Below are 20,443 nucleotides of genomic sequence, written 5' to 3' on the forward strand. Positions count from 1 at the left end.
CCAGGATCAAACTCTCCAATAAAGTATTGAAAAGAGCGATTAGCTCATTTTGAATCTGACGAGATTAAAAATCTCATTTGTGCTTCGAAATCATACCGTCCGAAGACGAATACCGATTTCTCAGCGTCGACCTCGCAAGCAAGATCGTTACTCACTCGTTGTTCAGTTTTCAAAGATCAAACATTCAATTTGTTGCTGTTTTTCGCATCACCGTGTTTTCAGCGGCGACTTTTATAATATATCATGTTTAAGTTTACTTGGCAAGCACTTTTTTTGGTTTAATTCTCATTACTATATTTTGGTGCTTGTTTCAGTTAACTTCTCCTTAAAAAAGGAACGAAAATTAATTTATCATATTGAACAAAAAAGGTCAACCCTTTTTCGACAAATTGTTTCCTATCCCCTCCCAAGCTCTTCTCTTCTTTAACCTTATATCTCATTCATAATGTTTGAGGTACAGCTCTGGCTATACGGGCCGCACCTCTCTTGTATTGTTCAACTGAATTATCCTTATGGGCATATCATTATGGCTTGGACTTTTTTAATTTACCGCCTCTTGCATATTTGGATAGCTCTTTGGGTGGCGCAAAGCGTGCATACATCCTGAATACTGTCTTGTAGCGGCTCGCTATGGCGTATTTAATCTCTTGATCGAGACGGTTATCACTTAAATCGAACAACATTTCATCAAGTTCTTTGCGTAATACATAATCCAGTTCTTTGCATTCCTTCTCGTTAAACAGCATACCCAGCATTAGAGTTCTCCTTTTTCTGCATATGGATAATGGCGTGCCTATGTATTCAAGTTCATGCCCTTTCGGTCAGAGCTCTATATTGGACAACGCCGGTTTGAGAAGCAATCCCAGGATCATCTTTGTTTGCCTTTTTGTGGCTGCTTCTGAAACCCGTTTTATTGTTATGGTCAACTTTCTGAAAATTTATGAATGTCATCCCATATTAATTTATCCTCGCACCAGGCTGTACGTGAGTGTACTTTCGATTATCGCTGCAACAAGAAGCAATATAACAATCCAATAGGAGGCGGTTACGGTAGTGCGCATAAACGAACCCCACTGGCTGCCGAGCTTATTTCGTTTGTCCCCACCAAATTTGAAAAGACTTTTGAGAACCAACCCACCAAATCTTAATCCGAATGCACATGCGATAATAATGACCGGAATTTCAATAATTCCATGGGGAAGTAGTCCCTTAACGACAATATCGAAAAAGCTTGCCCCATAGTTCATTGTGGTGTGTACCAGAAAACCGATAACCATTCCATTAATCAACAGGAAAATGACAGGTAGAATACCAAAGAACAGACCGGCGTATATCACAAGTACGCTTTTGATGGCATTATTGAAAAAGATAAACAGGAAGAAGTTCCATTGCACATTCCCCCCCTGCTCCAGTCGTTCACTGACCTCTCTGAGTCCCCCAATCTGTTTTAACAACAAATCCTCCAGCGGACCCGTACCAACCCACCCTGCACCTATGCCAACAACAAACAGCACAACTGACCAAATTAATGCACTCCTAATCGAACCTAGAGCTCTGAGAAATGTACTGAATTTTAACATGATAACCTCCTGTGGAAACAAGATGATGGACAAACAAACCGTCTGATACGAATAACTGCGAGGTACGAGCATACATTGGAGAGTAAACAAGCATTTCTTAAGGGAGAGGGGCGCTTATTGAATGAACTCGTTCTATGTATTTAGCGGCAAAAAGATCAAACGTTTCCTGATTGTGCTGGTTGCTGCCGTCTTTGCTATCGGGATTATTTATCTGGAGAGCGGCAATATTTCTGTATTCTCGGAGGATGCACCATCCGCCGTGTACAGCGTTCCGACCGAAAAGAAGGTGATTGCACTCACCTTTGACATTAGCTGGGGAGATAAAAGGACAGAACCTATTCTGAAGGTCCTTCAGGATAATAAAGTTCAGAAGGCCACTTTCTTCTTGTCCTCCCCCTGGAGTAAGACACACCCCGAGATTGTAAAAGCCATCCAAGACGCAGGATACGAGATTGGCAGCCACGGGCACAAACACGACAACTACAGCAGCTTGACTGAAGATCAAATACGCAAGGAAATTTCTACAGCTCATAGCATTTTAACCGATTTAACGGGAAAAGAACCGAAATTACTGCGCCTGCCTAATGGGGATTTTGACAAACGAGTTCTTCAGGTAGCCAGTAGCCTAAACTATCAAGTGGTCCAGTGGGATACCGATTCGCAGGATTGGAAGAACCCTGGTGTACAAACCATTGTTGATCGTGTTGTCAGCAAGGCACATCCGGGTGACATCGTGCTGCTGCACGCCAGTGATTCATCGAAACAAACGCACGAAGCATTGCCTGTCATTATCGACAAGTTAAAAAAGCAAGGGTATGAATTCGTGACTGTTTCCGAACTGCTCAATCATTCAAGTGTTAAAGGTAAAGAGGTTCGCGACCAGGCCAGCGCACAGTAACGTTAACCGCATAGCTTGCTGCTGCATCTAACGTAATCGTAACCTTTGGAGTTATCCAGTAAAAGCGCTGAATCACCATAAATCATGACCACCCGTCCAACGGGTGGTTTGCTCTTGGGGTATAACCCCCTGTTGCCAAACTGCGCCTAAAGACGCTAGCCTGACAGCAGATCTGTCCAGGCTCAGTGTTTTTTGTCACTTTCACTTACCAGTTAAACTGGTTTTACTTCTTTTTGCTCCGATTACTGCTAAATGGATCTTCGTATTCTTTTACACTCAGCTTATCTACTGCTTGATCATGTGCCTCTTGCTCACGAATATACTTTCTTACCGTTGCTTCATTTAGACCCACTGTACTCATATAGTACCCTTCTGCCCAAAACTCTCGATTTCCGTATTTATACTTCAACTGGGCATGTTTTTCGAATATCATTAGCGAACTTTTTCCCTTTAGATATCCCATGAACGTTGAGACTGCCATTTTCGGTGGAATCGCCACCAACATGTGGACATGATCGGGCATCATGTGGCCTTCTATAATCTCTACTCCTTTGTATTTACACAAACGTTTGAAGATTTCGATTAAATCTCGTCTTACTTGATTATAGATTTCTTTCCGTCTATACTTCGGGGTGAACACAATATGGTATTTACACATCCACTTTGTGTGAGCTAGGCTGTAGCTCTTGGTTGCCATTGATGACCATTCCTTCCTTTTGAGCCTGAACATCTCAATTTTATTGGAATGGTCATGGTGGTCAAACCCTCGACCCCTCCACCCGCATAGCGGGTGGTTTTTTGTTTCGCGCGTTTCACGCACTCAACTGGCTAAAGCCATAATGAAAAGAGCTAACCTGGTTAGCTCTTTTTGGCGTTTTTAAGATAATCGTTACGCATGGCTTTCTTGTATTTGCTCTTTCTTTTCGCTTGCCCGTTCCTCCATGGCTCCATCCACCAGCCTATGCAATATTAGCATTTGGTATGCATTACAGATTAGCAGTGGAACCACAATAAAGATGGTGGCCGCATTCACATCAATTCGCAGCACACCGATCGTCTCCACCACGGTAACAGCTACCATGAAAAAGAGCGTAGGCACCAGGGCCGTAATATGCGTCTGCTTTACCTTTACGTAAGCGGTAACAATTCCAGCTGCCAAAATAATGATTCCAAGCACAATATCGGATAGGCGTTCTCGTTCCCCACCGACAAACAAGCGTAAAAACATCACATCAAGCAAAGCCAACACGGTTAAAACAATCTGTACCATTTGCCAACTTCGTTTTGAAAATACACCTTTGCCCATATAGTTCAATATCAAGTATGCGAAAAAACCCATCTGCGAATACACGCTAATCATAATTCCGGACCCAAACAAAATCAGGAGATAAATTAAAAAATCGGTTACCCCATTCGTTTTTTCTCCATTAACCAACATCATAATTAGACCCGTCACTAATGATCCTGCAGCCCCAATCAGCAAAGCTGACCAAAATAGGAAAAACCATTTACGTAAATTCAAATGTTTTCCACCCCCGAGAGTTTATTTTACCAACCTTCACAGCAAAAAACCATCATCATTCAACATATTTAGCGGTTTACCATCACATACTACATCCAGTATCTAATCAAGGAGGGGTTGTGCACATGAAACGGCCTTTGTGGCAGTTATGCTGTGTCGTAATTGGACTATCCGTCATGCTCGCCGGCTGTGGCTCAGATCAGAATTACTCGCCTCCTCAGGGCGGTTATAAAGAGATGAAAACGATGGTCGTGGATATTCTCAAAAGTGACGAAGGAAAAAAAGCGGTTGAAGAAGCTCTTACAGGACAAAGTTCTTCTGGAGGGGGACAAAGTGGGGGCGCCGGCCAAGGTGGTGGTGCAGGTGGTGGTGCAGGCGGTGGATCTGGAACAGTGGGAATGAAAATGTTAATGCCTATGCAATCTTCGGAACAAATACGTATTGCTGTAAAAGATACCATCACTGCTCCAGAGTACAAGAAGGAATTCGAGAAAATCATGACAGACCCTCAATTCGCAGGCGAATTCGCCAAAGTAATCAATGCTCAAAGCAAACAACTGCATATGCAATTGATCAAAGACCCAACGTATCAAAAGTCGATTGAAGATGTCATGAAATCCCCTGATGTATCCAAGATGTTCATGGACATGACCAAAACACCTGAATACCGTAAACAAACGATGACTGTTATGCAAGAAGTCATGCAGAACCCTTTGTTTCGCATGGAGGTGCTAACCTTATTAAAGAAAGTAGTACAGGATGAACTCCAGCCCAAAACTGAAAGCGGCGGTCAAGGGGATCAACAAGGTAAAGGTAAAAGTAAAGGTGAAGATGGCGGTAGCGGTAGCGGCGGCGGTGATGGAGGAGATGGCGGCAGCGGCGGTGATGGAGGAAGTAGCGGAGGATCTTAAAATATTGATAAAACCGTTCCAAATTCTTCCAACTGAAGAAGTTATGTAGGGATACGCATATAGAAGCACAAAAGCCCGCATTCGAAGATGTGGGCTTTTGTTTTTACATTTTACATATTCAAAAATTTAAAAATTGGCATCAATAGATTGAGCAACTTCATCGTAAATCGCTCCAATTCGCGACTCTGCCTTATAAACAGATGGGGAAAAGTCCGGTTCCGAAATATGGTTGTCCGGCGTTCCCAATGGAATCTGCGCTAGCAAAGTTGTATGCAGGCTCTCGGCAAGAGTTCCACCGCCCCCTCGGCCAAATACGTAATCCTTCTCCCCGCATTTGCTGCATTCATAATAAGCCATGTTCTCCACAACACCAAGCAGCTCATGTTCCGTCTGAATCGCCATGGCACCTGCACGTGCAGCTACAAAGGCAGCTGTTGCATGCGGTGTTGTAACGATGATTTCTTTGCTATGTGGCAGCATCTGATGCACGTCCAATGCGACGTCACCCGTTCCGGGAGGCAGATCGAGCAACATGTAATCCAGCTCCCCCCAATTTACATCGGTAAAGAATTGACGCAACATCCGCCCTAACATTGGTCCACGCCAAATCACCGGATTGTTCTCTCGAATAAAGAATCCCATGGACATTACTTTTACACCAAACCGCTCTACAGGCTGAATGATTCCATCCTCAACGACTGGATATTCTTCAATCCCCATCATATCAGGTACACTGAAGCCGTATATATCTGCATCAATCAAACCAACCTTCTTGCCTTGACGCGCCAGAGCTGTAGCCAGATTAACGGTTACGGTTGATTTGCCCACGCCTCCCTTACCACTTGCGACCGCAATAAAGCGAACTCCGGATTCAGGACTTAACAACTCATGCCCATCCAGCCCTGCTGCGTGGCCTTTTACAAGCACTTCGTCCTGCTCACCCTCATCTTCGGCTTGTCCCCTATTCAGGCTCTCACGCTCATGCTCAGACGCTGCACGCAGACGAATATGTACATCATTCACTCCGTGTTGGGACAACAGATTGCGCGCGGCATCACTAAGAGCAGTGGTCTCTTCTGAGTGGTTCTCCAACGTCACAATGGTAAGAGCAACATGATTTTCTTTAACCATGACATCGCGGATCCACTGGAGTTCGGTCAAACTTACTCCCAATTGCGGTTCCAGTAATGGCTGCAATAGTTCAAGTATCTGTTCTTTTGATAACATCAGACAGCACCTCAGCTTTATCTATTGGCATGTAATTTAGGTATGCTGGTCCAATTATATCATTACCTTTCTAATAATGACTAACTTTTAGGACGTTCTCCTGAGGAATAACGGAGAATGCCGTTATAGATCGATGCAGCCACTTTGCGCTGATAGGCTTCATCGGCAAGCATACGCGCCTCTTCCGGATGAGAAAGGAATCCTACCTCCACAAGTGCCGAGGGGATTTTTAGGGCCTGGAGCAAGTAAACCGTATTAACCGTTTTAGCTATTCGATCTGTATTCTCCAAATTACGAATCATTTCTTGCTGGAGCAGGTTGGCCAGTCCTTCATTGTCGGGATGGTTGGGTGTATAAAAAACTTGCGCGCCACTCCACCGGTTCGAAGGAACACTATTCATGTGAATACTGATAAAAAGATCCGCTTGTTTATCTTCGATTCTTCTTACCCTTTGTTTCAGATCTTCCGTCTTGCGTTTGGAGTACCCTTTGGTATCTGAAGCAGCCAGATCGGTGTCTATTTCTCGGGTCATCACAACCAAGGCCCCAGCCTGCTGCAGATAATCGCGCACATATAAGGCAATGGACAAATTGATGTCTTTCTCAATGACTCCCTGCTTACTGACTGCTCCCCCATCTGGTCCTCCATGCCCGGCATCAATGGCTATGACTTTACCTGCTAACGGCAAACTCCAGTAACCGGACATTTTGGATGAAGGGAGTTCATACGTGACTACCACAACAAACATCGCAAGCAGACAGAGGCTTAGCATGACCCTCTTGATTGTACGCAACCTGATCCAGACCACAAAGTGCTTCCCCATATTTTTACGCATAAAAAACCACCTCGTCTCTATAAATGATTCTAATCATCTATATGGGACAAGATGGACAAATATACCGTTAGGAGCGGACTTGCTCAGCCATTCCTTCAATCAGCACCTCAGCTACCTCAGGACGTGTAAATTCAGGAGGAGGGCACTGGCCGTCACGGAGCAACCCGCGTACTTTGGTGCCGGAAAGCGCCATATGGTGTTCTTTATCATGTGGACAAGTTTTGCTGGATGCCATGTTTCCACATTTGGTACAGAAGAAACTATGCTCGAAAAACAAAGGAGTGATTCCGAGTTCTTCGGCTGTAAAGTTAGTAAAGATCTCCTGAGCTTCATACGTTCCATAGTAGTCACCCACACCTGCATGGTCACGGCCTACAATAAAGTGGGTACAACCGTAATTTTTGCGAACCATAGCATGGAAAATCGCCTCACGTGGACCAGCATACCGCATAGCAGCCGGGAACACCCCGAGAAACGCACGATCGGCCGGATAATAGTTCTCCAGCAAAACCAGGTAACTCTTCATTCGCACATCAGCAGGCACGTCATCTGACTTCGTTTCCCCTACAAGCGGGTTTAAGAACAGAGCGTCTACTATCTCCATTGCGCTCTTCTGAATGTACTCATGGGCACGATGGACCGGATTCCTTGTCTGAAAACCGACGACGGTCTTCCACCCCTTATCCTGGAACGTCTTCCGTGTCTCAGCAGGATCATAATAAAACTGTTCGAATTTTGCTGGTTTGGGGCGATTTAAAACCTGAATCGGTCCTCCCACATAAGTTGCAGGTCGTTCCAATAGCTTTTTCACACCCGGATGCTCTGGATCATCGGTTTTGAAAACACGACGCGCTTCTTCACCTTGGTCGACATTGTATACACTCTTCACTTCCAGCAGACCATAGGTTACCCCGTCATCATCGCCAATAAGTGCCACAGTCTCACCGATCTGGAGCGATGCAGCCTGCTGTTCATCTACAGCCAGAGTAATCGGTATACTCCATACTGTTCCGTCAGCAAGACGCATACGAGATATAACCGACAAATAGTCTTCTTCATTCATGAAACCCTGAAGCGGTGAAAATGCACCCACACCAATCAGATCCAAATCGGAAATGGTCCAGCTGTTGATACGTAGAGAGGAAAGTTTCTCGCTCTCCCGTAATAATTGTTCCCGTTCTTCTCCTTGTACGACACGCTGAATCAGCGTACCTCCATGAGGCAGAATCGAAGTCATCTTGTCAGCTCCCTGTTACTTCATTTTTTATGTCCCCAAGATTGAATTCATAGCACTATAACATCTAACGCATATTCTAAACGGATTTATTTATGAAGCCCACATTCCGTTTTATCATTTCCAGACCAGCGTCCCGCTCGTGGATCTTCTCCAGGCATAACCTGACGTGTGCAATACTCACAGCCGATACTCGGATAATTCTGATCATGCAGTGGGTTGTACACGACGTTATTGGCACGAATATAATCCCATACATCTTCTGTTGTCCAGTGGGCAATCGGGTTGAACTTCATGAGACCGAACTTGGTATCATATTCGACCTTCTTCGAATTTGCACGGGTTGGAGCCTGATCCCTCCGTATTCCGGTAATCCATGCATCATACTGTGAAAGGATGCGTGTCAGTGGCTCAACCTTACGAATGTTACAGCAAGCATTCGGATCTGATTTCCACAATTGCTCTCCATGTTGAGCTGCCTGCTCTTCAGGAGTAATTTTCGGAGTAACACGTACAAAATCAAGATTGTATTTCTCTTTCATTTTGTCACGTGTTTCGTATGTTTCCTTAAAATGAAAATCCGTATCAAGATAAAATATATCCGTAGATGGGCTGATCTTCTGAAGCATATCTACAAGTACAACATCTTCCGCACCGAAGCTGCATGCAAAAGTGATATTTGGAAACGTCTCAATGGCATAACGAATAATATCCTCTGGACTCGCATGCTCCAACTCTTCAGCTTTCTTGCGTGCAAGGTCTTCCTTCTCCAACAAGTTCATCTCTGCATTTCCCCCATTCTGCTTTTCAACAAATACTAAAGCCGACTAATCTAATATGAATTATGTATAGTATAAATCTTTCATTGGGGATGTCAATGCCTCCCATGTGGTAAATTACTTCAATAAGAGCCCCTTTTTTGTTTGTTCACCTGAGTATAAGTTGGTCTTAATTACGCATTCAATAGATTATAGGATAAAATCATTCATGGGTTGCATCATCGATTTTCACCTTATCCCTTTTTCCTCATTATCGAAATCCATTGCCAGTGCTGGGTTTATGGCGCCAAATGGATAAAACGAAGTTTAGAACCATTCTATAGATCCTAAGGAATAAAGAATATAATAGAGGATTTAGTATTGAAATAAATGTGCGATGGTAATCTTCATTTGTAAGGTCCCTTTATCAAAACCATAAGAAAAACTGATGAGAATGGGGTGCGAAAAATGAGTAGATTACAAACATTGTGATATTCTAAGCGAGAAATGGATCAGAGGATTTCGGAAAATCGGACTATAGGAATATAGGAATATTAGTAGGGAAAGAACATTTAATCGTTGCAGAGGAACCTGAAGCTACGCCGCTGCATCACCTGTGTAGTGAGCAATTTAATGTAGCCTAATTAGTCTGGAAAATACAAAAAAGCCTTTGACCGGGGCCAAAGGCTTACAATGCATATTAACGTTTGGAGAACTGAGGTGCGCGACGTGCGGCTTTGAGACCGTATTTTTTACGCTCTTTCATCCGTGGGTCACGAGTCAGGAATCCTGCTTTTTTCAGGGAAGCACGGTATTCCGGATCTGCTTTGAGCAGAGCGCGGGAGATACCATGACGGATTGCGCCGGCTTGACCGGAGATACCGCCACCATGAGCGATAACAAGAACATCATAGTTGCTGAGTGTTTCTGTAAGGTTCAGTGGTTGTTTTACGATCAGTTTGAGTGTTTCCAAACCGAAGTATTCATTAATATCACGTTTATTGATGACAATGCGTCCTTCACCCGGTACAAGGCGAACACGAGCTACCGAATGTTTACGACGACCTGTCCCATAGTATTGTACTTGTGCCATGAAACTGTCCTCCTTTTAATTAACCGCGAAGTTCGTAAACTTCTGGTTTTTGTGCTGCATGTGGATGCTCAGTGCCTCTGTACGCTTTAAGTCTCAGCTTCATTTTCTCACCCATGCGAGTTTTAGGAAGCATACCGCGAACAGCCAATTCCAACATACGTTCCGGTTTGTTTTTAACCATCTCTTCAGCTGTAGTTACTTTCAAACCACCTGGGTGCATCGAGTGACGGTAGTATTTTTTACCTTGCATTTTCTTACCAGTCAATACAATTTTCTCTGCATTGATGATAACAACGAAATCGCCAGTGTCCACATGTGGAGTGAATTGTGGCTTATGTTTGCCGCGGATCAAAGCAGCTGCTTCGCTCGCCAAACGTCCGAGCGTTTTGCCTTCGGCATCAATGATGTGCCATTGGCGCTCAACTTCGTTAGGCTTCGCCATGTACGTGGTACGCATGAAAAGTTCCTCCTTAAAATGTTCAACATCATTATATTCATTTATCTTCATTCATTAGGTTATAACTTTAGGTGTTGATGGATAATTCTTTCGATGTGACCCTCTTAATTGGGGCTGTGGGAAAGCCATTAAGAAAACACAACTTTTATATTACAGGATAGGAGCTTAAATCGCAAGTGTTAATTAAGCATTTTACTTCGCAAATTTAATCTTTTCTGTATTCAAGATCCCAGAGCATTAAACCGCAACTAACTGCAGTAGGTCCTGCAGCAGAACGATTGCATGCAGCAATCATATTCGGTACATCAGAGGCTCTCCGTTTGCCCTCTCCGATCTCCAGCAGTGTACCTACAATAATACGAACCATATGCTGCAAAAAGCCGTTGCCGCTCACATAGATGTGAATGACACCCTGATCGCGCGGATGATCTCTGCACATTGAACGGTCCACTTCTATCCATGCTTCGTATACCGAACGGACATGATTGTCTTTCTGAGACTTGCGTGAAGCAAAGGAAGTGAAATCATACGTACCGATAAAATGACGCAACCCTTCCTGCATTGCCTCAATGTCCAGCTTGGCATGATGATGATATTGCAATCTTCGGTTGAATACATCCGGGAATTGATTCGCATTAACGGTATACCGATATGTCTTCTTTTTCGCTGCATAGCGAGAATGAAAATCGGATGGCACTTCTACCGCATCAATAACGATAATATCCGATGGTAATCTGGAGTTGAGCGCAATACACCAACGTTCAATCGGGATCTGGGAATCCGTAAGGAAATTGAAGATCTGTCTACGTGCGTGAACGCCCGCATCCGTTCTGCCTGAACCCATAATTTTAACCTTCTCGCCGGTTAAAGCACGAATGGCATCTTCGAGATGGTCCTGAATGGTATTCCCTCCCGGCTGAACCTGAAAGCCGTAATAGGCCGTACCATCATAAGTTAACGTCATACACAAGTTGCGCATTATTACCTCACCTTTGTTCCATACTATACATGTCCCTATCCCGAACAGCAAAAGAAGCCCCTTCCGGAGCTTCTATTACAGCACGAATTCCGAAATGAAGAGAAAAAAAGGGTTAATCCAGAATCAGTGATTCTGTCCCCTTTCCTCATCTCATCTGTTTTACGCGCGGTCAACCAGTTCCAAGTAAACCATAGGCGCAGCGTCACCACGACGAGGTCCCAGTTTAAGGATACGAGTGTATCCACCTGGACGCTCAGCGTAACGACCGGACAATTCGCTAAACAGTTTTTGGATTGCATCTTGCTCACCATCGATTGTTTCGCGGCGAACATAAGCTGCCACTTGGCGACGGGCATGAAGATCTCCCTTTTTCGCTTTAGTGATCAGTTTTTCAGCAATAGAGCGAACCTCTTTTGCTTTCGCTTCAGTTGTCTGAATGCGTTCGTATAAGAACAGGTCGGTTACCAGGTCACGGAACAAAGCTTTACGCGCGCTGGAATTACGGCCCAACTTTTGGTATGCCATTGTTTTCCCTCCTTCACTTCAAGCACTCGGCTGTCTATTCTTCTGTACGGAGTCCCAAACCGAGTTCCTCAAGCTTCTCTTGAACTTCTTCCAAAGACTTGCGCCCGAGGTTACGGACTTTCATCATGTCTTCTTCTGTTTTCGTAGTCAGCTCTTGCACGGTATTAATACCGGCACGTTTGAGGCAGTTGTAGGAACGAACAGAGAGATCCAGCTCTTCGATCGTCATTTCGAGTACTTTTTCTTTTTTGTCTTCTTCTTTTTCGACCATGATCTCTGCATCTTTCGCTTCGTCTGTAAGACCCACGAAGAGCATCAAGTGCTCGGTCAAAATTTTAGCGCCGAGGCTTACAGCCTCTTCAGGACGAATACTTCCGTCAGTCCAAACTTCCAACGTGAGCTTGTCATAGTTGGTTACTTGGCCGACACGCGTATTTTCCACAGCGTAGTTAACGCGGCTGATCGGGGTGAAGATGGAATCGACTGGGATGACGCCGATCGGCTGGTCATCGCGTTTATTCCGATCTGCCTGGACGTAGCCGCGACCGCGATTGGCAAAAATACGCATGTGAAGTCTCGAACCTGGTCCGAGCGTAGCAATATGAAGATCCGGGTTAAGGATTTCCACATCGGAGTCAGCACGGATATCTCCAGCCGTAATTGCTCCTTCGCCTTCAGCATCAATCTCGAGCACTTTCTCCTCGTCCGAATGAATTTTGAGCGACAAAGCTTTCAGGTTAAGAATAATCTCCGTAACATCTTCCATTACGCCAGGAACTGTAGCAAATTCATGCAGAACGCCATCGATTTGAACCGAAGACACTGCCGCACCCGGCAGTGACGAGAGTAAGATTCGGCGAAGCGAGTTTCCAAGCGTCGTACCGTATCCGCGCTCCAGCGGTTCTACTACGAATTTCCCATAGGTGCCATCATCGTTGACGTCTACCGTCTCAATTTTCGGCTTTTCGATTTCAATCACTGCAATACCCCTCCTTCAAAACGTCGGTCCTCTATGAAACATTTACCTTCTCTTGCGAAAACATGTAGTAGTATGCCTAAACAACCATTATTAGCAGATTGTGCTGGAAATATACCACACGCAGGGGCAAATCTCATTAGACACGACGACGTTTTGGAGGACGGCATCCGTTATGCGGGACTGGAGTTACGTCTTTGATCAGGTTAACTTCAAGACCTGCAGCTTGCAAAGAGCGGATCGCTGCTTCACGGCCTGCGCCTGGTCCTTTAACCATAACCTCAACGGCTTTCATCCCATGTTCCATTGCAGCTTTGGCAGCAGTCTCAGCAGCCATTTGTGCAGCAAACGGAGTCGATTTACGGGAACCTCTGAATCCGAGGCCGCCTGAGCTTGCCCACGAAATTGCATTTCCGTGAGGGTCCGTAATGGTAACGATAGTGTTATTGAACGTGGAGCGGATATGTGCCACGCCAGATTCAATATTTTTACGGTCACGACGTTTAGTACGTACGACTTTTTTCGGTTTAGCCATTTTCTCTTATCCCCCCTTATTATTTCTTCTTGTTCGCTACAGTACGACGAGGACCTTTACGAGTACGAGCATTCGTTTTCGTACGTTGTCCACGAACAGGCAGACCACGACGATGACGAACTCCACGGTAACAACCGATCTCCGTCAAACGTTTAATATTCAAAGAGATTTCACGACGCAGGTCACCTTCTACTTTGACCTCTTTGTCGATACTTTCACGCAATTTGCTGACTTCATCTTCCGTCAAATCACGAACACGAGTGTCCGGATTGATGCCTGTTGTGCTCAGAATTTTCTGGGAAGTCGTTTTACCGATTCCGAAAATATAAGTCAAGGCGATCTCAACGCGCTTATCACGTGGCAAATCCACACCAGCTATACGTGCCATTTTACGCTACACCCCCTTCTTTAACCTTGTTTTTGTTTGTGTTTCGGATTTTCACAGATAACCATAACATTCCCTTTGCGGCGAATGACTTTGCATTTTTCGCAAATCGGCTTGACCGAAGGTCTTACCTTCATGTGAATTACCTCCTCAAAGTTTTGCTTAGCAAAACCCTCTTCGTAAGCATTGACCTTGTTCTACTATTGTAAAACCGGCTTCGAAGCTTTCGCAAGTTTTGCCGGGCAAAACCCGCTTCATAAGCTTCACAGTTCATTGCAACTGTCTACTACTATTTACGGTAAGTTATACGACCTTTTGTCAAATCATAAGGCGATAACTGAACAACCACTTTGTCTCCAGTCAGGATACGGATAAAGTGCATCCGCAACTTGCCGGAAACGTGAGCGAGAATTTGATGACCGTTCTCAAGCTCAACCTTAAACGTTGCATTCGGTAGCGGTTCGAGAACCGTACCTTCCACTTCAATGACATCTTCCTTGGCCATTAGTCAGTCTCCTTTCTCTTCAGCTATGTTCGTGGATTCCAGAAACGAATGAACCGCGAAGCGGAGCTTTCCGTTTGTCACCCGACCACTCTCGTTTAAACTGTTTACAACCTCGCTGCTAATCATCGGCTGGAGTTCAAGATGAAGAATATTCTTCTTCTTGGGTTGATCAAACTTACGTTTGTCTCCATCCGCAATATATACGAACCTGCTGTCCGCTATAGCAACAATTACTGCGGCTTGGTCCGCATTGCGGCCTTTACGGATCTTCACAAGTTGACCGAGCTGCGGATTAGACTGATTGTTCATGCCTTATCACCTACGCATTCAGTTTTGTGAAAATTTCCATGCCTTCTGGTGTAACTGCTACGGTGTGTTCAAAGTGGGCGCATAACGATCCATCAACCGTGACGACAGTCCAGTTATCTTCCAACGTTTTCACATACCTTCTACCTGCGTTAACCATCGGCTCTATGGCCAGCACCATGCCTGCTTTAAGCCGTGGTCCCCGATCAGGAAGACCATAGTTCGGAATCTGTGGTTCTTCGTGGAGATCAGCTCCTATGCCGTGACCGACATATTCACGCACTACCGAGAACCCTTCATCTTCAATATATTTCTGAATCGCATGAGATATTGTAAACAAGCGAACGTCCGGTTTTACCAGCGCCAGACCTGCGTATAACGAAGCCTCGGTAACGTCCAGAAGACGACGGGCTTCTTCGGAAATACGGCCGACTGGATAAGTCCAGGCAGAATCTCCGTGATACCCCTGGTACTGCGCGCCAATGTCAAACGTAACGATATCGCCCTCGTTCAACTTGCGTTTGCCGGGAAATCCATGCACCAACTCTTCATTCACTGAAGCGCACACACTGGCAGGGAAACCGTTATAACCTTTGAAAGACGGCACAGCTCCTTGACTGCGGATGTATTGATCGGCCATATGGTCAAGTTCTCCAGTCGTAATACCGGGAGCGATATGCTCTGCCAAGAGACGATGCGTTTCTGCAACGATTCTCCCTGCTTCCCTCATCAAGCCCAGTTCCGTTTCGGACTTACCAATGATCATTCAATTAACCTCGCAGCAGGGACACGATTTCATGAGAGACTTGATCGATATCCTGCTCTCCGTCCATTTGACGAAGAAGACCTTTGTTCTCATAAAATGTGAGGAGTGGTGCTGTTTTGTTGATATATTCGTCGAGACGTGTGCCTACGCTCTCTTCATTATCATCAGAGCGCTGGTACAAGTCACCGCCGCATTTATCACAAATACCTTCCTGCTTGGGCGGATTGAACACGACATGATAAGTGGCGCCACAGTTCTTACAAATGCGACGACCCGTCAGACGGGCGAGCAATTTATTGCGGTCCACTTTCAGGTTGATTACATGATCGAGACCTGAGTTCAGTCGATCCAAAATACCATCGAGCGCTTCTGCTTGAGACAGGGTTCTTGGAAAACCATCCAAGAGAAATCCTTCTCTGCAGTCAGGCTGCTGCAAACGTTCTTCAACGATGCCGATCGTTACATCATCTGGTACGAGCAATCCTTGATCCATATATTCCTTGGCTTTCAGGCCAATGGGAGTTCCCTGCTTAATCGCGAGACGAAATGCATCGCCTGTTGAAATGTGGGGAATACCGAACTCTTTCACAATGACGTCTGCTTGCGTTCCTTTTCCTGCCCCCGGAGGGCCCATGAATAGGATGTTCACGTTATGTCACTCCCTCCAAGACTACCCTACATCAACAAACAGCACAATAGGTGCCGGCAAGTAAATCTTAGCTTGACCGGTACCTATTGCCTATTTATTGATAAAACCTTTGTAGTGGCGTTTGATCAATTGGCTTTCGATTTGCTTCATCGTATCCAGCGCAACACCGATTACGATCAGGAGAGATGTTCCCCCTATTTGCGCAGATTGAGGCAAACCAGAAAGTGCCCCCAAAATTACAGGCAGAACGGAAATGACTGCCAAGAAGATGGCACCTGCCGTTGTCAAACGAGTCATGACACGGGTCAGATATTTCTCGGTTGCTTTACCCGGACGAATGCCTGGGATGTAACCGCCGTTCTTTTTCATATTGTCAGCCATCTGTTGTGGATTCATCTGTACAAAAGTATAGAAGAATGTGAATCCGAAAATCATCACTACATACAGTAACATACCCAAAGGTTTATGTGTAGTGAGATTGGCTCCGATCCACTGTGCCCAACCGCGATCAGCCCAGAAGTTTGCGATGATCGATGGGAACATCAACAACGATGATGCAAAGATGACAGGGATAACACCTGCTGCATTAATCTTCAGCGGGATATGTGTATTCTGTCCACCGTACATTTTGTTACCTACGACACGTTTAGCGTACTGTACAGGAATTTTCCGAATCGCCTGCTGAATGTAAATGACCCCTATGATAATCAGTACAATAACAATTGCAACGATTACCCCTTTAAGAATGTTCATGAACAGTTGATCAGCTTGGATAAAGTCGGATTCGATTGTTTGTTTGATAATATTAGGCACCGTGGATAGGATACCCGCAAAGATCAAAATCGAAATCCCGTTTCCTATGCCCTTCTCGGTGATCTGCTCACCAAGCCACATCAGGAATGAAGTACCGGCCGTAAGTACAATCGCGATCAAGATATAATCTGCAAAGGTCGCATTAGGAACCATCTCTGTATTGTACAAGCGGTTGAATCCGATCGACGTACCAAACGCTTGAATCAATGCCAGACCTACCGTTAAATAACGGGTCAGTTGTGCAGATTTCTTCTTACCTTGTTCACCCTGCTTAGCCCACTCCGCTAATTTTGGAATAACGTCCATGGAAAGCAACTGTACTATGATAGACGCAGTGATGTAAGGCACGATCCCGAGCGCAAATATCGAGAACTGGAAGAGCGCTCCACCCGAGAACGTATTGAGAAGTCCAAAAACTTCTTTACCCGCAGAATTTGTCGCTTCGAACACATCTTTGTTGACACCCGGTACGGGAACAAAGGAGCCGATGCGGTAAATGATCAGTACAAAAAGGGTAAATAATACCCTTTTGCGCAGATCTTCAACCCGCCAGATATTCTTTAGGGTCTTGAACATTAAATCACCTCGGTTGTACCGCCGGCAGCTTCAATTTTCTCCACCGCAGATTGAGAAAACTTGTTAGCTTTAACAGTCAGCTTCACAGTGACTTCACCGTTACCCAGGATTTTGATTCCGGATTTAGCGTTTTTCACTACGCCGTTCGTCATCAAGAATTCTGGAGTTACTTCAGTACCCGCAGCAAAACTGTTCAGGTCTTCAGTATTCACAACTGCATATTCTTTGCGAGTTGGGTTTACGAAACCGCGTTTTGGCAAGCGACGATACAATGGATTTTGTCCACCTTCGAAGCCCGGACGAACACCACCGCCGGAACGAGCGTTTTGTCCTTTGTGACCGCGACCTGATGTTTTACCTGTACCACTACTTGGACCGCGACCAAGACGTTTACGTTCTTTGCGGGATCCAGGAGATGGTGAAAGCTCATGTAACTTCATCGTTCGTTGCACCTCCTTAAAGATTTGTGGGATTAACCCTTTTTTAAGCTTCTACTTCTTTAACAGCGACCAAGTGGCTTACTTTGTTAATCATACCACGAATGGCAGGATTATCGTTTTGAACCACTTTACTGTTGATTTTGCGCAAGCCCAATGTTTTCACAGTTGTTCTTTGCGTCTCCGGACGTCCGATCAAGCTGCGGACGAGGGTAATTTCTAATTTAGCCATGAGATTCCCTCCTTAACCCAGAAGCTCTTCGACGGATTTGCCGCGCAGTTTTGCCACGTCTTCAGCACGTTTCAAACGGGACAAACCTTCCAAAGTCGCATTGACCATGTTCATGGAATTCGAAGAACCCAGAGATTTTGTCAAAATGTCACCTACACCAGCAAGTTCGAGAACCGCACGTACAGGACCACCAGCGATAACACCAGTACCTTCAGATGCTGGCTTCAACAGAACGCGTCCTGCGCCGAACTTACCTGTTACCAAGTGAGGAATCGAAGTTCCTACGAGTGGAACGTGTACAAGGTTTTTCTTAGCGTCTTCAATACCTTTGCGAATTGCATCAGGTACTTCGCCCGCTTTACCGATACCAGCTCCAACCCAGCCGTTGCCGTCGCCGACTACAACCAGTGCGCTAAAGCTGAAACGGCGTCCGCCTTTTACTACTTTAGCTACGCGATTAATATTTACAACTCTTTCAGACAGTTCCAAAGTATTCGGATCTACACGCAAGTCGTTAACCTCCTTTTGAAAAATATCTTAAAACTCAAGTCCTGCTTCACGAGCCGCTGCAGCCAATGCTGCGATACGACCATGGTACAGATATCCGCTACGGTCAAATACGATGTTGGAAACGCCTTTGTCTTTTGCACGTTTAGCAACGAGTTCGCCAACTTTACGAGCAGATTCAACAGATGCGCCGTTTTTGATGTCGCCGCTCAGTTCTTTGTCAACAGTAGACGCGGAAGCGATCGTAACACCAGCTACGTCATCGATAATTTGAGCATACATATGTTTACCAGAACGGAATACGTTCAAACGAGGACGTGCTGCCGTTCCTTGGATTTTCTTACGAACACGCAGGTGTCTTTTCAGACGAGCCTTGTTTTTATCTTGTTTCGTAATCATCTCTGGGATTCACTCCTTTCAGGTTACCTCGCTGGCTTCAAACCAGAAGCCACGGGGTATATTAGAAACACAAGAAGCAAGCAAGCCGAAAACCGCGCAAAGGCGGTAAGAGAAATCTTATTTCTTCTTACCGGCTTTACCTTCCTTACGGATGATACGCTCGCCTTCATATTTAATACCTTTACCTTTGTATGGCTCAGGTTCACGAACGGAACGGATTTTAGCAGCGTAAGCACCTACACGCTCTTTGTCGATTCCGCGAACGATGATTTTCGTGTTCGAAGGAACTTCGAATTCGATTCCCGCTTCCGGTGTAATTTCAACCGGGTGAGAGTAGCCAACGTTCAGAACGATTTTATCTCCGGATTTGCTTGCACGATATCCGACCCCAACCAGCTCCAGAGATTTTGCGAATCCTTCAGTAACACCACTCACCATGTTGTTTACAACGCTACGCGTTGTGCCGTGCAAAGAACGGTGAGTTTTGTTATCGGAAGGACGCACAACTGTAATTTCGTTGTTTTCAACTGTAACCTTCATGTCTTTATGAAGTTCACGAGTCAAAGATCCTTTTGGTCCTTTTACCGTAATAACGGTGTTGTCCAGTGTGATGTCCACACCACTTGGTACTGTAATTGGTTTGCGACCAATACGAGACATATGTTGCACCTCCTATCTTGTGACGTTATATTACCAAACGTAGCAGACGACTTCTCCGCCGGATTTTGATTGACGAGCTTCTTTGTCCGTCATGATACCTTTGGATGTCGAGATAATCGCGATACCCAGACCACCAAGTACACGAGGTACTTCGTTGCTTTTCGTGTAAACACGAAGACCAGGTTTACTGATTCTTTTCAGACCAGTGATAACGCGCTCGTTATTTTGACCGTATTTCAGGAAAACACGGATAATCCCTTGTTTGTTATCATCGATAACTTCAGCGTCACGGATGAAACCTTCACGCTTAAGGATATCGGCGATTTGTTTTTTCATTGTCGAAGCAGGCATTTCTACCGTTTCGTGACGAACTGTGTTCGCGTTACGAATACGAGTAAGCATATCTGCAATTGGATCAGACATAGTCATTGTGAGTTAACCTCCTTCCCGTTCAGGACTTTTTACCAGCTTGCTTTTTTCACGCCAGGAATCTGGCCTTTATAAGCTAATTCACGGAAGCAAATTCTGCAAATTTTGAACTTCTGCAGTACCGAATGTGGACGTCCGCAACGCTCACAGCGTGTATAAGCACGTACTTTAAACTTTGGTGTACGTTGTTGTTTAACTTTCATCGAAGTTTTTGCCACTTAGCCTGACACCTCCTAAATAATTTCGGA

Annotated in this window: 30 protein-coding genes; 2 read left to right on the forward strand and 28 right to left on the reverse strand. The window is 45.1% G+C overall.

The window, feature by feature from the left end; translation table 11 throughout:
• Positions 1-524: 524 nt before the first annotated feature.
• Both ACFTRD_RS31415 and ACFTRD_RS31420 read right to left on the reverse strand, forming a co-directional pair.
• Positions 525-755: a hypothetical protein gene (locus ACFTRD_RS31415; RefSeq protein WP_017692114.1), complete on the reverse strand. Its 231-nt coding sequence runs from the start codon at positions 753-755 to the stop codon at positions 525-527.
• A 207-nt stretch (positions 756-962) separates the two neighbouring features.
• Positions 963-1,580 (reverse strand): stage II sporulation protein M, encoded by a 618-nt coding sequence (locus ACFTRD_RS31420; protein ID WP_379386873.1) that lies wholly within the window; start codon positions 1,578-1,580, stop codon positions 963-965.
• Positions 1,581-1,701: 121 nt separating this feature from the next.
• Here ACFTRD_RS31420 and pdaB point away from each other — a divergent pair, with 121 nt between their 5' ends.
• Positions 1,702-2,478, forward strand: coding sequence for a polysaccharide deacetylase family sporulation protein PdaB (gene pdaB, locus ACFTRD_RS31425; protein WP_379386875.1), 777 nt, complete (start codon positions 1,702-1,704; stop codon positions 2,476-2,478).
• 223 nt (positions 2,479-2,701) lie between these two features.
• Here pdaB and tnpA read toward each other — a convergent pair whose 3' ends face one another.
• Both tnpA and ACFTRD_RS31435 read right to left on the reverse strand, forming a co-directional pair.
• Positions 2,702-3,175: an IS200/IS605 family transposase gene (gene tnpA, locus ACFTRD_RS31430; RefSeq protein ID WP_379386877.1), complete on the reverse strand. Its 474-nt coding sequence runs from the start codon at positions 3,173-3,175 to the stop codon at positions 2,702-2,704.
• A 192-nt stretch (positions 3,176-3,367) separates the two neighbouring features.
• The gene (locus ACFTRD_RS31435; protein ID WP_379386879.1) at positions 3,368-4,000 is read right to left on the reverse strand and encodes a KinB-signaling pathway activation protein; all 633 of its coding nucleotides are present in this window, start codon (positions 3,998-4,000) and stop codon (positions 3,368-3,370) included.
• A gap of 125 nt (positions 4,001-4,125) precedes the next feature.
• Between ACFTRD_RS31435 and gerD the strand changes: the two genes are divergently transcribed.
• Positions 4,126-4,911: a spore germination lipoprotein GerD gene (gene gerD, locus ACFTRD_RS31440; protein WP_379386881.1), complete on the forward strand. Its 786-nt coding sequence runs from the start codon at positions 4,126-4,128 to the stop codon at positions 4,909-4,911.
• 126 nt (positions 4,912-5,037) lie between these two features.
• Here the strand turns inward: gerD and ACFTRD_RS31445 are convergent, their stop codons facing one another.
• The 24 genes from ACFTRD_RS31445 to ACFTRD_RS31560 all read right to left on the reverse strand — a co-directional run bounded on the left by ACFTRD_RS31445 (position 5,038) and on the right by ACFTRD_RS31560 (position 20,413).
• A complete protein-coding gene (locus ACFTRD_RS31445) occupies positions 5,038-6,138 on the reverse strand; it encodes an Mrp/NBP35 family ATP-binding protein (RefSeq protein ID WP_379386883.1) in 1,101 nt (366 codons plus the stop codon).
• 80 nt (positions 6,139-6,218) lie between these two features.
• Positions 6,219-6,974, reverse strand: coding sequence for an N-acetylmuramoyl-L-alanine amidase CwlD (gene cwlD, locus ACFTRD_RS31450; RefSeq protein ID WP_379386885.1), 756 nt, complete (start codon positions 6,972-6,974; stop codon positions 6,219-6,221).
• A 67-nt stretch (positions 6,975-7,041) separates the two neighbouring features.
• The gene (sat, locus tag ACFTRD_RS31455; protein WP_379386887.1) at positions 7,042-8,211 is read right to left on the reverse strand and encodes a sulfate adenylyltransferase; all 1,170 of its coding nucleotides are present in this window, start codon (positions 8,209-8,211) and stop codon (positions 7,042-7,044) included.
• An 86-nt stretch (positions 8,212-8,297) separates the two neighbouring features.
• Positions 8,298-8,990, reverse strand: coding sequence for a phosphoadenylyl-sulfate reductase (locus ACFTRD_RS31460; RefSeq protein WP_379386889.1), 693 nt, complete (start codon positions 8,988-8,990; stop codon positions 8,298-8,300).
• Between the two features lie 676 nt (positions 8,991-9,666).
• Positions 9,667-10,059, reverse strand: coding sequence for a 30S ribosomal protein S9 (gene rpsI / locus ACFTRD_RS31465; RefSeq protein ID WP_024633563.1), 393 nt, complete (start codon positions 10,057-10,059; stop codon positions 9,667-9,669).
• 19 nt (positions 10,060-10,078) lie between these two features.
• A complete protein-coding gene (gene rplM, locus ACFTRD_RS31470; protein ID WP_024633564.1) occupies positions 10,079-10,516 on the reverse strand; it encodes a 50S ribosomal protein L13 in 438 nt (145 codons plus the stop codon).
• A 205-nt stretch (positions 10,517-10,721) separates the two neighbouring features.
• On the reverse strand, positions 10,722-11,495 hold the full coding sequence (gene truA / locus ACFTRD_RS31475; protein WP_379386892.1) for a tRNA pseudouridine(38-40) synthase TruA: 774 nt from the start codon (positions 11,493-11,495) through the stop codon (positions 10,722-10,724).
• Positions 11,496-11,654: 159 nt separating this feature from the next.
• Entirely contained in the window at positions 11,655-12,020 is a 366-nt protein-coding gene (gene rplQ, locus ACFTRD_RS31480) for a 50S ribosomal protein L17 (protein WP_017692102.1), read from the reverse strand.
• 34 nt (positions 12,021-12,054) lie between these two features.
• Positions 12,055-12,999, reverse strand: coding sequence for a DNA-directed RNA polymerase subunit alpha (locus ACFTRD_RS31485; RefSeq protein WP_024633566.1), 945 nt, complete (start codon positions 12,997-12,999; stop codon positions 12,055-12,057).
• A gap of 136 nt (positions 13,000-13,135) precedes the next feature.
• Positions 13,136-13,531 (reverse strand): 30S ribosomal protein S11, encoded by a 396-nt coding sequence (rpsK, locus tag ACFTRD_RS31490; protein WP_017692100.1) that lies wholly within the window; start codon positions 13,529-13,531, stop codon positions 13,136-13,138.
• Positions 13,532-13,550: 19 nt separating this feature from the next.
• Positions 13,551-13,919, reverse strand: coding sequence for a 30S ribosomal protein S13 (rpsM, locus tag ACFTRD_RS31495; protein ID WP_062329455.1), 369 nt, complete (start codon positions 13,917-13,919; stop codon positions 13,551-13,553).
• Between the two features lie 20 nt (positions 13,920-13,939).
• Positions 13,940-14,053: a 50S ribosomal protein L36 gene (gene rpmJ / locus ACFTRD_RS31500; protein ID WP_003333770.1), complete on the reverse strand. Its 114-nt coding sequence runs from the start codon at positions 14,051-14,053 to the stop codon at positions 13,940-13,942.
• A 152-nt stretch (positions 14,054-14,205) separates the two neighbouring features.
• Complete coding sequence (gene infA, locus ACFTRD_RS31505; RefSeq protein ID WP_017692098.1) at positions 14,206-14,421, reverse strand: translation initiation factor IF-1; 216 nt, start codon at positions 14,419-14,421, stop codon at positions 14,206-14,208.
• Between the two features lie 3 nt (positions 14,422-14,424).
• The gene (locus tag ACFTRD_RS31510; protein WP_062329458.1) at positions 14,425-14,730 is read right to left on the reverse strand and encodes a KOW domain-containing RNA-binding protein; all 306 of its coding nucleotides are present in this window, start codon (positions 14,728-14,730) and stop codon (positions 14,425-14,427) included.
• A 10-nt stretch (positions 14,731-14,740) separates the two neighbouring features.
• Positions 14,741-15,493 (reverse strand): type I methionyl aminopeptidase, encoded by a 753-nt coding sequence (map, locus tag ACFTRD_RS31515; protein ID WP_024633569.1) that lies wholly within the window; start codon positions 15,491-15,493, stop codon positions 14,741-14,743.
• A gap of 4 nt (positions 15,494-15,497) precedes the next feature.
• Complete coding sequence (locus ACFTRD_RS31520) at positions 15,498-16,142, reverse strand: adenylate kinase (protein ID WP_024633570.1); 645 nt, start codon at positions 16,140-16,142, stop codon at positions 15,498-15,500.
• Between the two features lie 90 nt (positions 16,143-16,232).
• A complete protein-coding gene (secY, locus tag ACFTRD_RS31525) occupies positions 16,233-17,531 on the reverse strand; it encodes a preprotein translocase subunit SecY (RefSeq protein WP_192271089.1) in 1,299 nt (432 codons plus the stop codon).
• Positions 17,531-17,971: a 50S ribosomal protein L15 gene (gene rplO / locus ACFTRD_RS31530; protein ID WP_192271091.1), complete on the reverse strand. Its 441-nt coding sequence runs from the start codon at positions 17,969-17,971 to the stop codon at positions 17,531-17,533. Before rplO ends, secY begins: the two co-directional genes overlap by 1 nt.
• A 43-nt stretch (positions 17,972-18,014) precedes the next feature.
• The gene (rpmD, locus tag ACFTRD_RS31535; protein WP_017692092.1) at positions 18,015-18,200 is read right to left on the reverse strand and encodes a 50S ribosomal protein L30; all 186 of its coding nucleotides are present in this window, start codon (positions 18,198-18,200) and stop codon (positions 18,015-18,017) included.
• A 12-nt stretch (positions 18,201-18,212) separates the two neighbouring features.
• Positions 18,213-18,710, reverse strand: a complete 498-nt coding sequence (gene rpsE, locus ACFTRD_RS31540) for a 30S ribosomal protein S5 (RefSeq protein ID WP_024633574.1) — start codon at positions 18,708-18,710, stop codon at positions 18,213-18,215.
• A 27-nt stretch (positions 18,711-18,737) separates the two neighbouring features.
• Positions 18,738-19,106, reverse strand: coding sequence for a 50S ribosomal protein L18 (rplR, locus tag ACFTRD_RS31545; protein WP_062329465.1), 369 nt, complete (start codon positions 19,104-19,106; stop codon positions 18,738-18,740).
• Between the two features lie 117 nt (positions 19,107-19,223).
• Complete coding sequence (gene rplF, locus ACFTRD_RS31550; RefSeq protein ID WP_024633576.1) at positions 19,224-19,766, reverse strand: 50S ribosomal protein L6; 543 nt, start codon at positions 19,764-19,766, stop codon at positions 19,224-19,226.
• A gap of 30 nt (positions 19,767-19,796) precedes the next feature.
• A complete protein-coding gene (gene rpsH, locus ACFTRD_RS31555; protein ID WP_017692088.1) occupies positions 19,797-20,195 on the reverse strand; it encodes a 30S ribosomal protein S8 in 399 nt (132 codons plus the stop codon).
• Between the two features lie 32 nt (positions 20,196-20,227).
• Positions 20,228-20,413 (reverse strand): type Z 30S ribosomal protein S14, encoded by a 186-nt coding sequence (locus ACFTRD_RS31560; RefSeq protein ID WP_013312154.1) that lies wholly within the window; start codon positions 20,411-20,413, stop codon positions 20,228-20,230.
• Between the last annotated feature and the right edge of the window lie 30 nt (positions 20,414-20,443).

Source organism: Paenibacillus sp. NPDC056933 (assembly GCF_042674385.1).
Classification (GTDB): Bacteria; Bacillota; Bacilli; order Paenibacillales; family Paenibacillaceae; genus Paenibacillus.

Coding starts and splice junctions, on each gene's coding strand:
- ACFTRD_RS31415 (WP_017692114.1), bottom strand. CDS start 755: ATGCTGGGTATGCTGTTTAACGAGAAGGAATGCAAAGAACTGGATTAT.
- secY (WP_192271089.1), bottom strand. CDS start 17,531: ATGTTCAAGACCCTAAAGAATATCTGGCGGGTTGAAGATCTGCGCAAA.
- ACFTRD_RS31460 (WP_379386889.1), bottom strand. CDS start 8,990: ATGAACTTGTTGGAGAAGGAAGACCTTGCACGCAAGAAAGCTGAAGAG.
- rpmJ (WP_003333770.1), bottom strand. CDS start 14,053: ATGAAGGTAAGACCTTCGGTCAAGCCGATTTGCGAAAAATGCAAAGTC.
- rplO (WP_192271091.1), bottom strand. CDS start 17,971: ATGAAGTTACATGAGCTTTCACCATCTCCTGGATCCCGCAAAGAACGT.
- gerD (WP_379386881.1), top strand. CDS start 4,126: ATGAAACGGCCTTTGTGGCAGTTATGCTGTGTCGTAATTGGACTATCC.
- infA (WP_017692098.1), bottom strand. CDS start 14,421: ATGGCCAAGGAAGATGTCATTGAAGTGGAAGGTACGGTTCTCGAACCG.
- rplF (WP_024633576.1), bottom strand. CDS start 19,766: ATGTCTCGTATTGGTCGCAAACCAATTACAGTACCAAGTGGTGTGGAC.
- ACFTRD_RS31420 (WP_379386873.1), bottom strand. CDS start 1,580: ATGTTAAAATTCAGTACATTTCTCAGAGCTCTAGGTTCGATTAGGAGT.
- pdaB (WP_379386875.1), top strand. CDS start 1,702: ATGAACTCGTTCTATGTATTTAGCGGCAAAAAGATCAAACGTTTCCTG.
- cwlD (WP_379386885.1), bottom strand. CDS start 6,974: ATGCGTAAAAATATGGGGAAGCACTTTGTGGTCTGGATCAGGTTGCGT.
- sat (WP_379386887.1), bottom strand. CDS start 8,211: ATGACTTCGATTCTGCCTCATGGAGGTACGCTGATTCAGCGTGTCGTA.
- rplR (WP_062329465.1), bottom strand. CDS start 19,106: ATGATTACGAAACAAGATAAAAACAAGGCTCGTCTGAAAAGACACCTG.
- rplM (WP_024633564.1), bottom strand. CDS start 10,516: ATGCGTACCACGTACATGGCGAAGCCTAACGAAGTTGAGCGCCAATGG.
- ACFTRD_RS31445 (WP_379386883.1), bottom strand. CDS start 6,138: ATGTTATCAAAAGAACAGATACTTGAACTATTGCAGCCATTACTGGAA.
- ACFTRD_RS31510 (WP_062329458.1), bottom strand. CDS start 14,730: ATGAACAATCAGTCTAATCCGCAGCTCGGTCAACTTGTGAAGATCCGT.
- map (WP_024633569.1), bottom strand. CDS start 15,493: ATGATCATTGGTAAGTCCGAAACGGAACTGGGCTTGATGAGGGAAGCA.
- rpmD (WP_017692092.1), bottom strand. CDS start 18,200: ATGGCTAAATTAGAAATTACCCTCGTCCGCAGCTTGATCGGACGTCCG.
- tnpA (WP_379386877.1), bottom strand. CDS start 3,175: ATGGCAACCAAGAGCTACAGCCTAGCTCACACAAAGTGGATGTGTAAA.
- truA (WP_379386892.1), bottom strand. CDS start 11,495: ATGCGCAACTTGTGTATGACGTTAACTTATGATGGTACGGCCTATTAC.
- rpsM (WP_062329455.1), bottom strand. CDS start 13,919: ATGGCACGTATAGCTGGTGTGGATTTGCCACGTGATAAGCGCGTTGAG.
- rplQ (WP_017692102.1), bottom strand. CDS start 12,020: ATGGCATACCAAAAGTTGGGCCGTAATTCCAGCGCGCGTAAAGCTTTG.
- rpsI (WP_024633563.1), bottom strand. CDS start 10,059: ATGGCACAAGTACAATACTATGGGACAGGTCGTCGTAAACATTCGGTA.
- rpsK (WP_017692100.1), bottom strand. CDS start 13,531: ATGGCTAAACCGAAAAAAGTCGTACGTACTAAACGTCGTGACCGTAAA.
- rpsH (WP_017692088.1), bottom strand. CDS start 20,195: ATGACTATGTCTGATCCAATTGCAGATATGCTTACTCGTATTCGTAAC.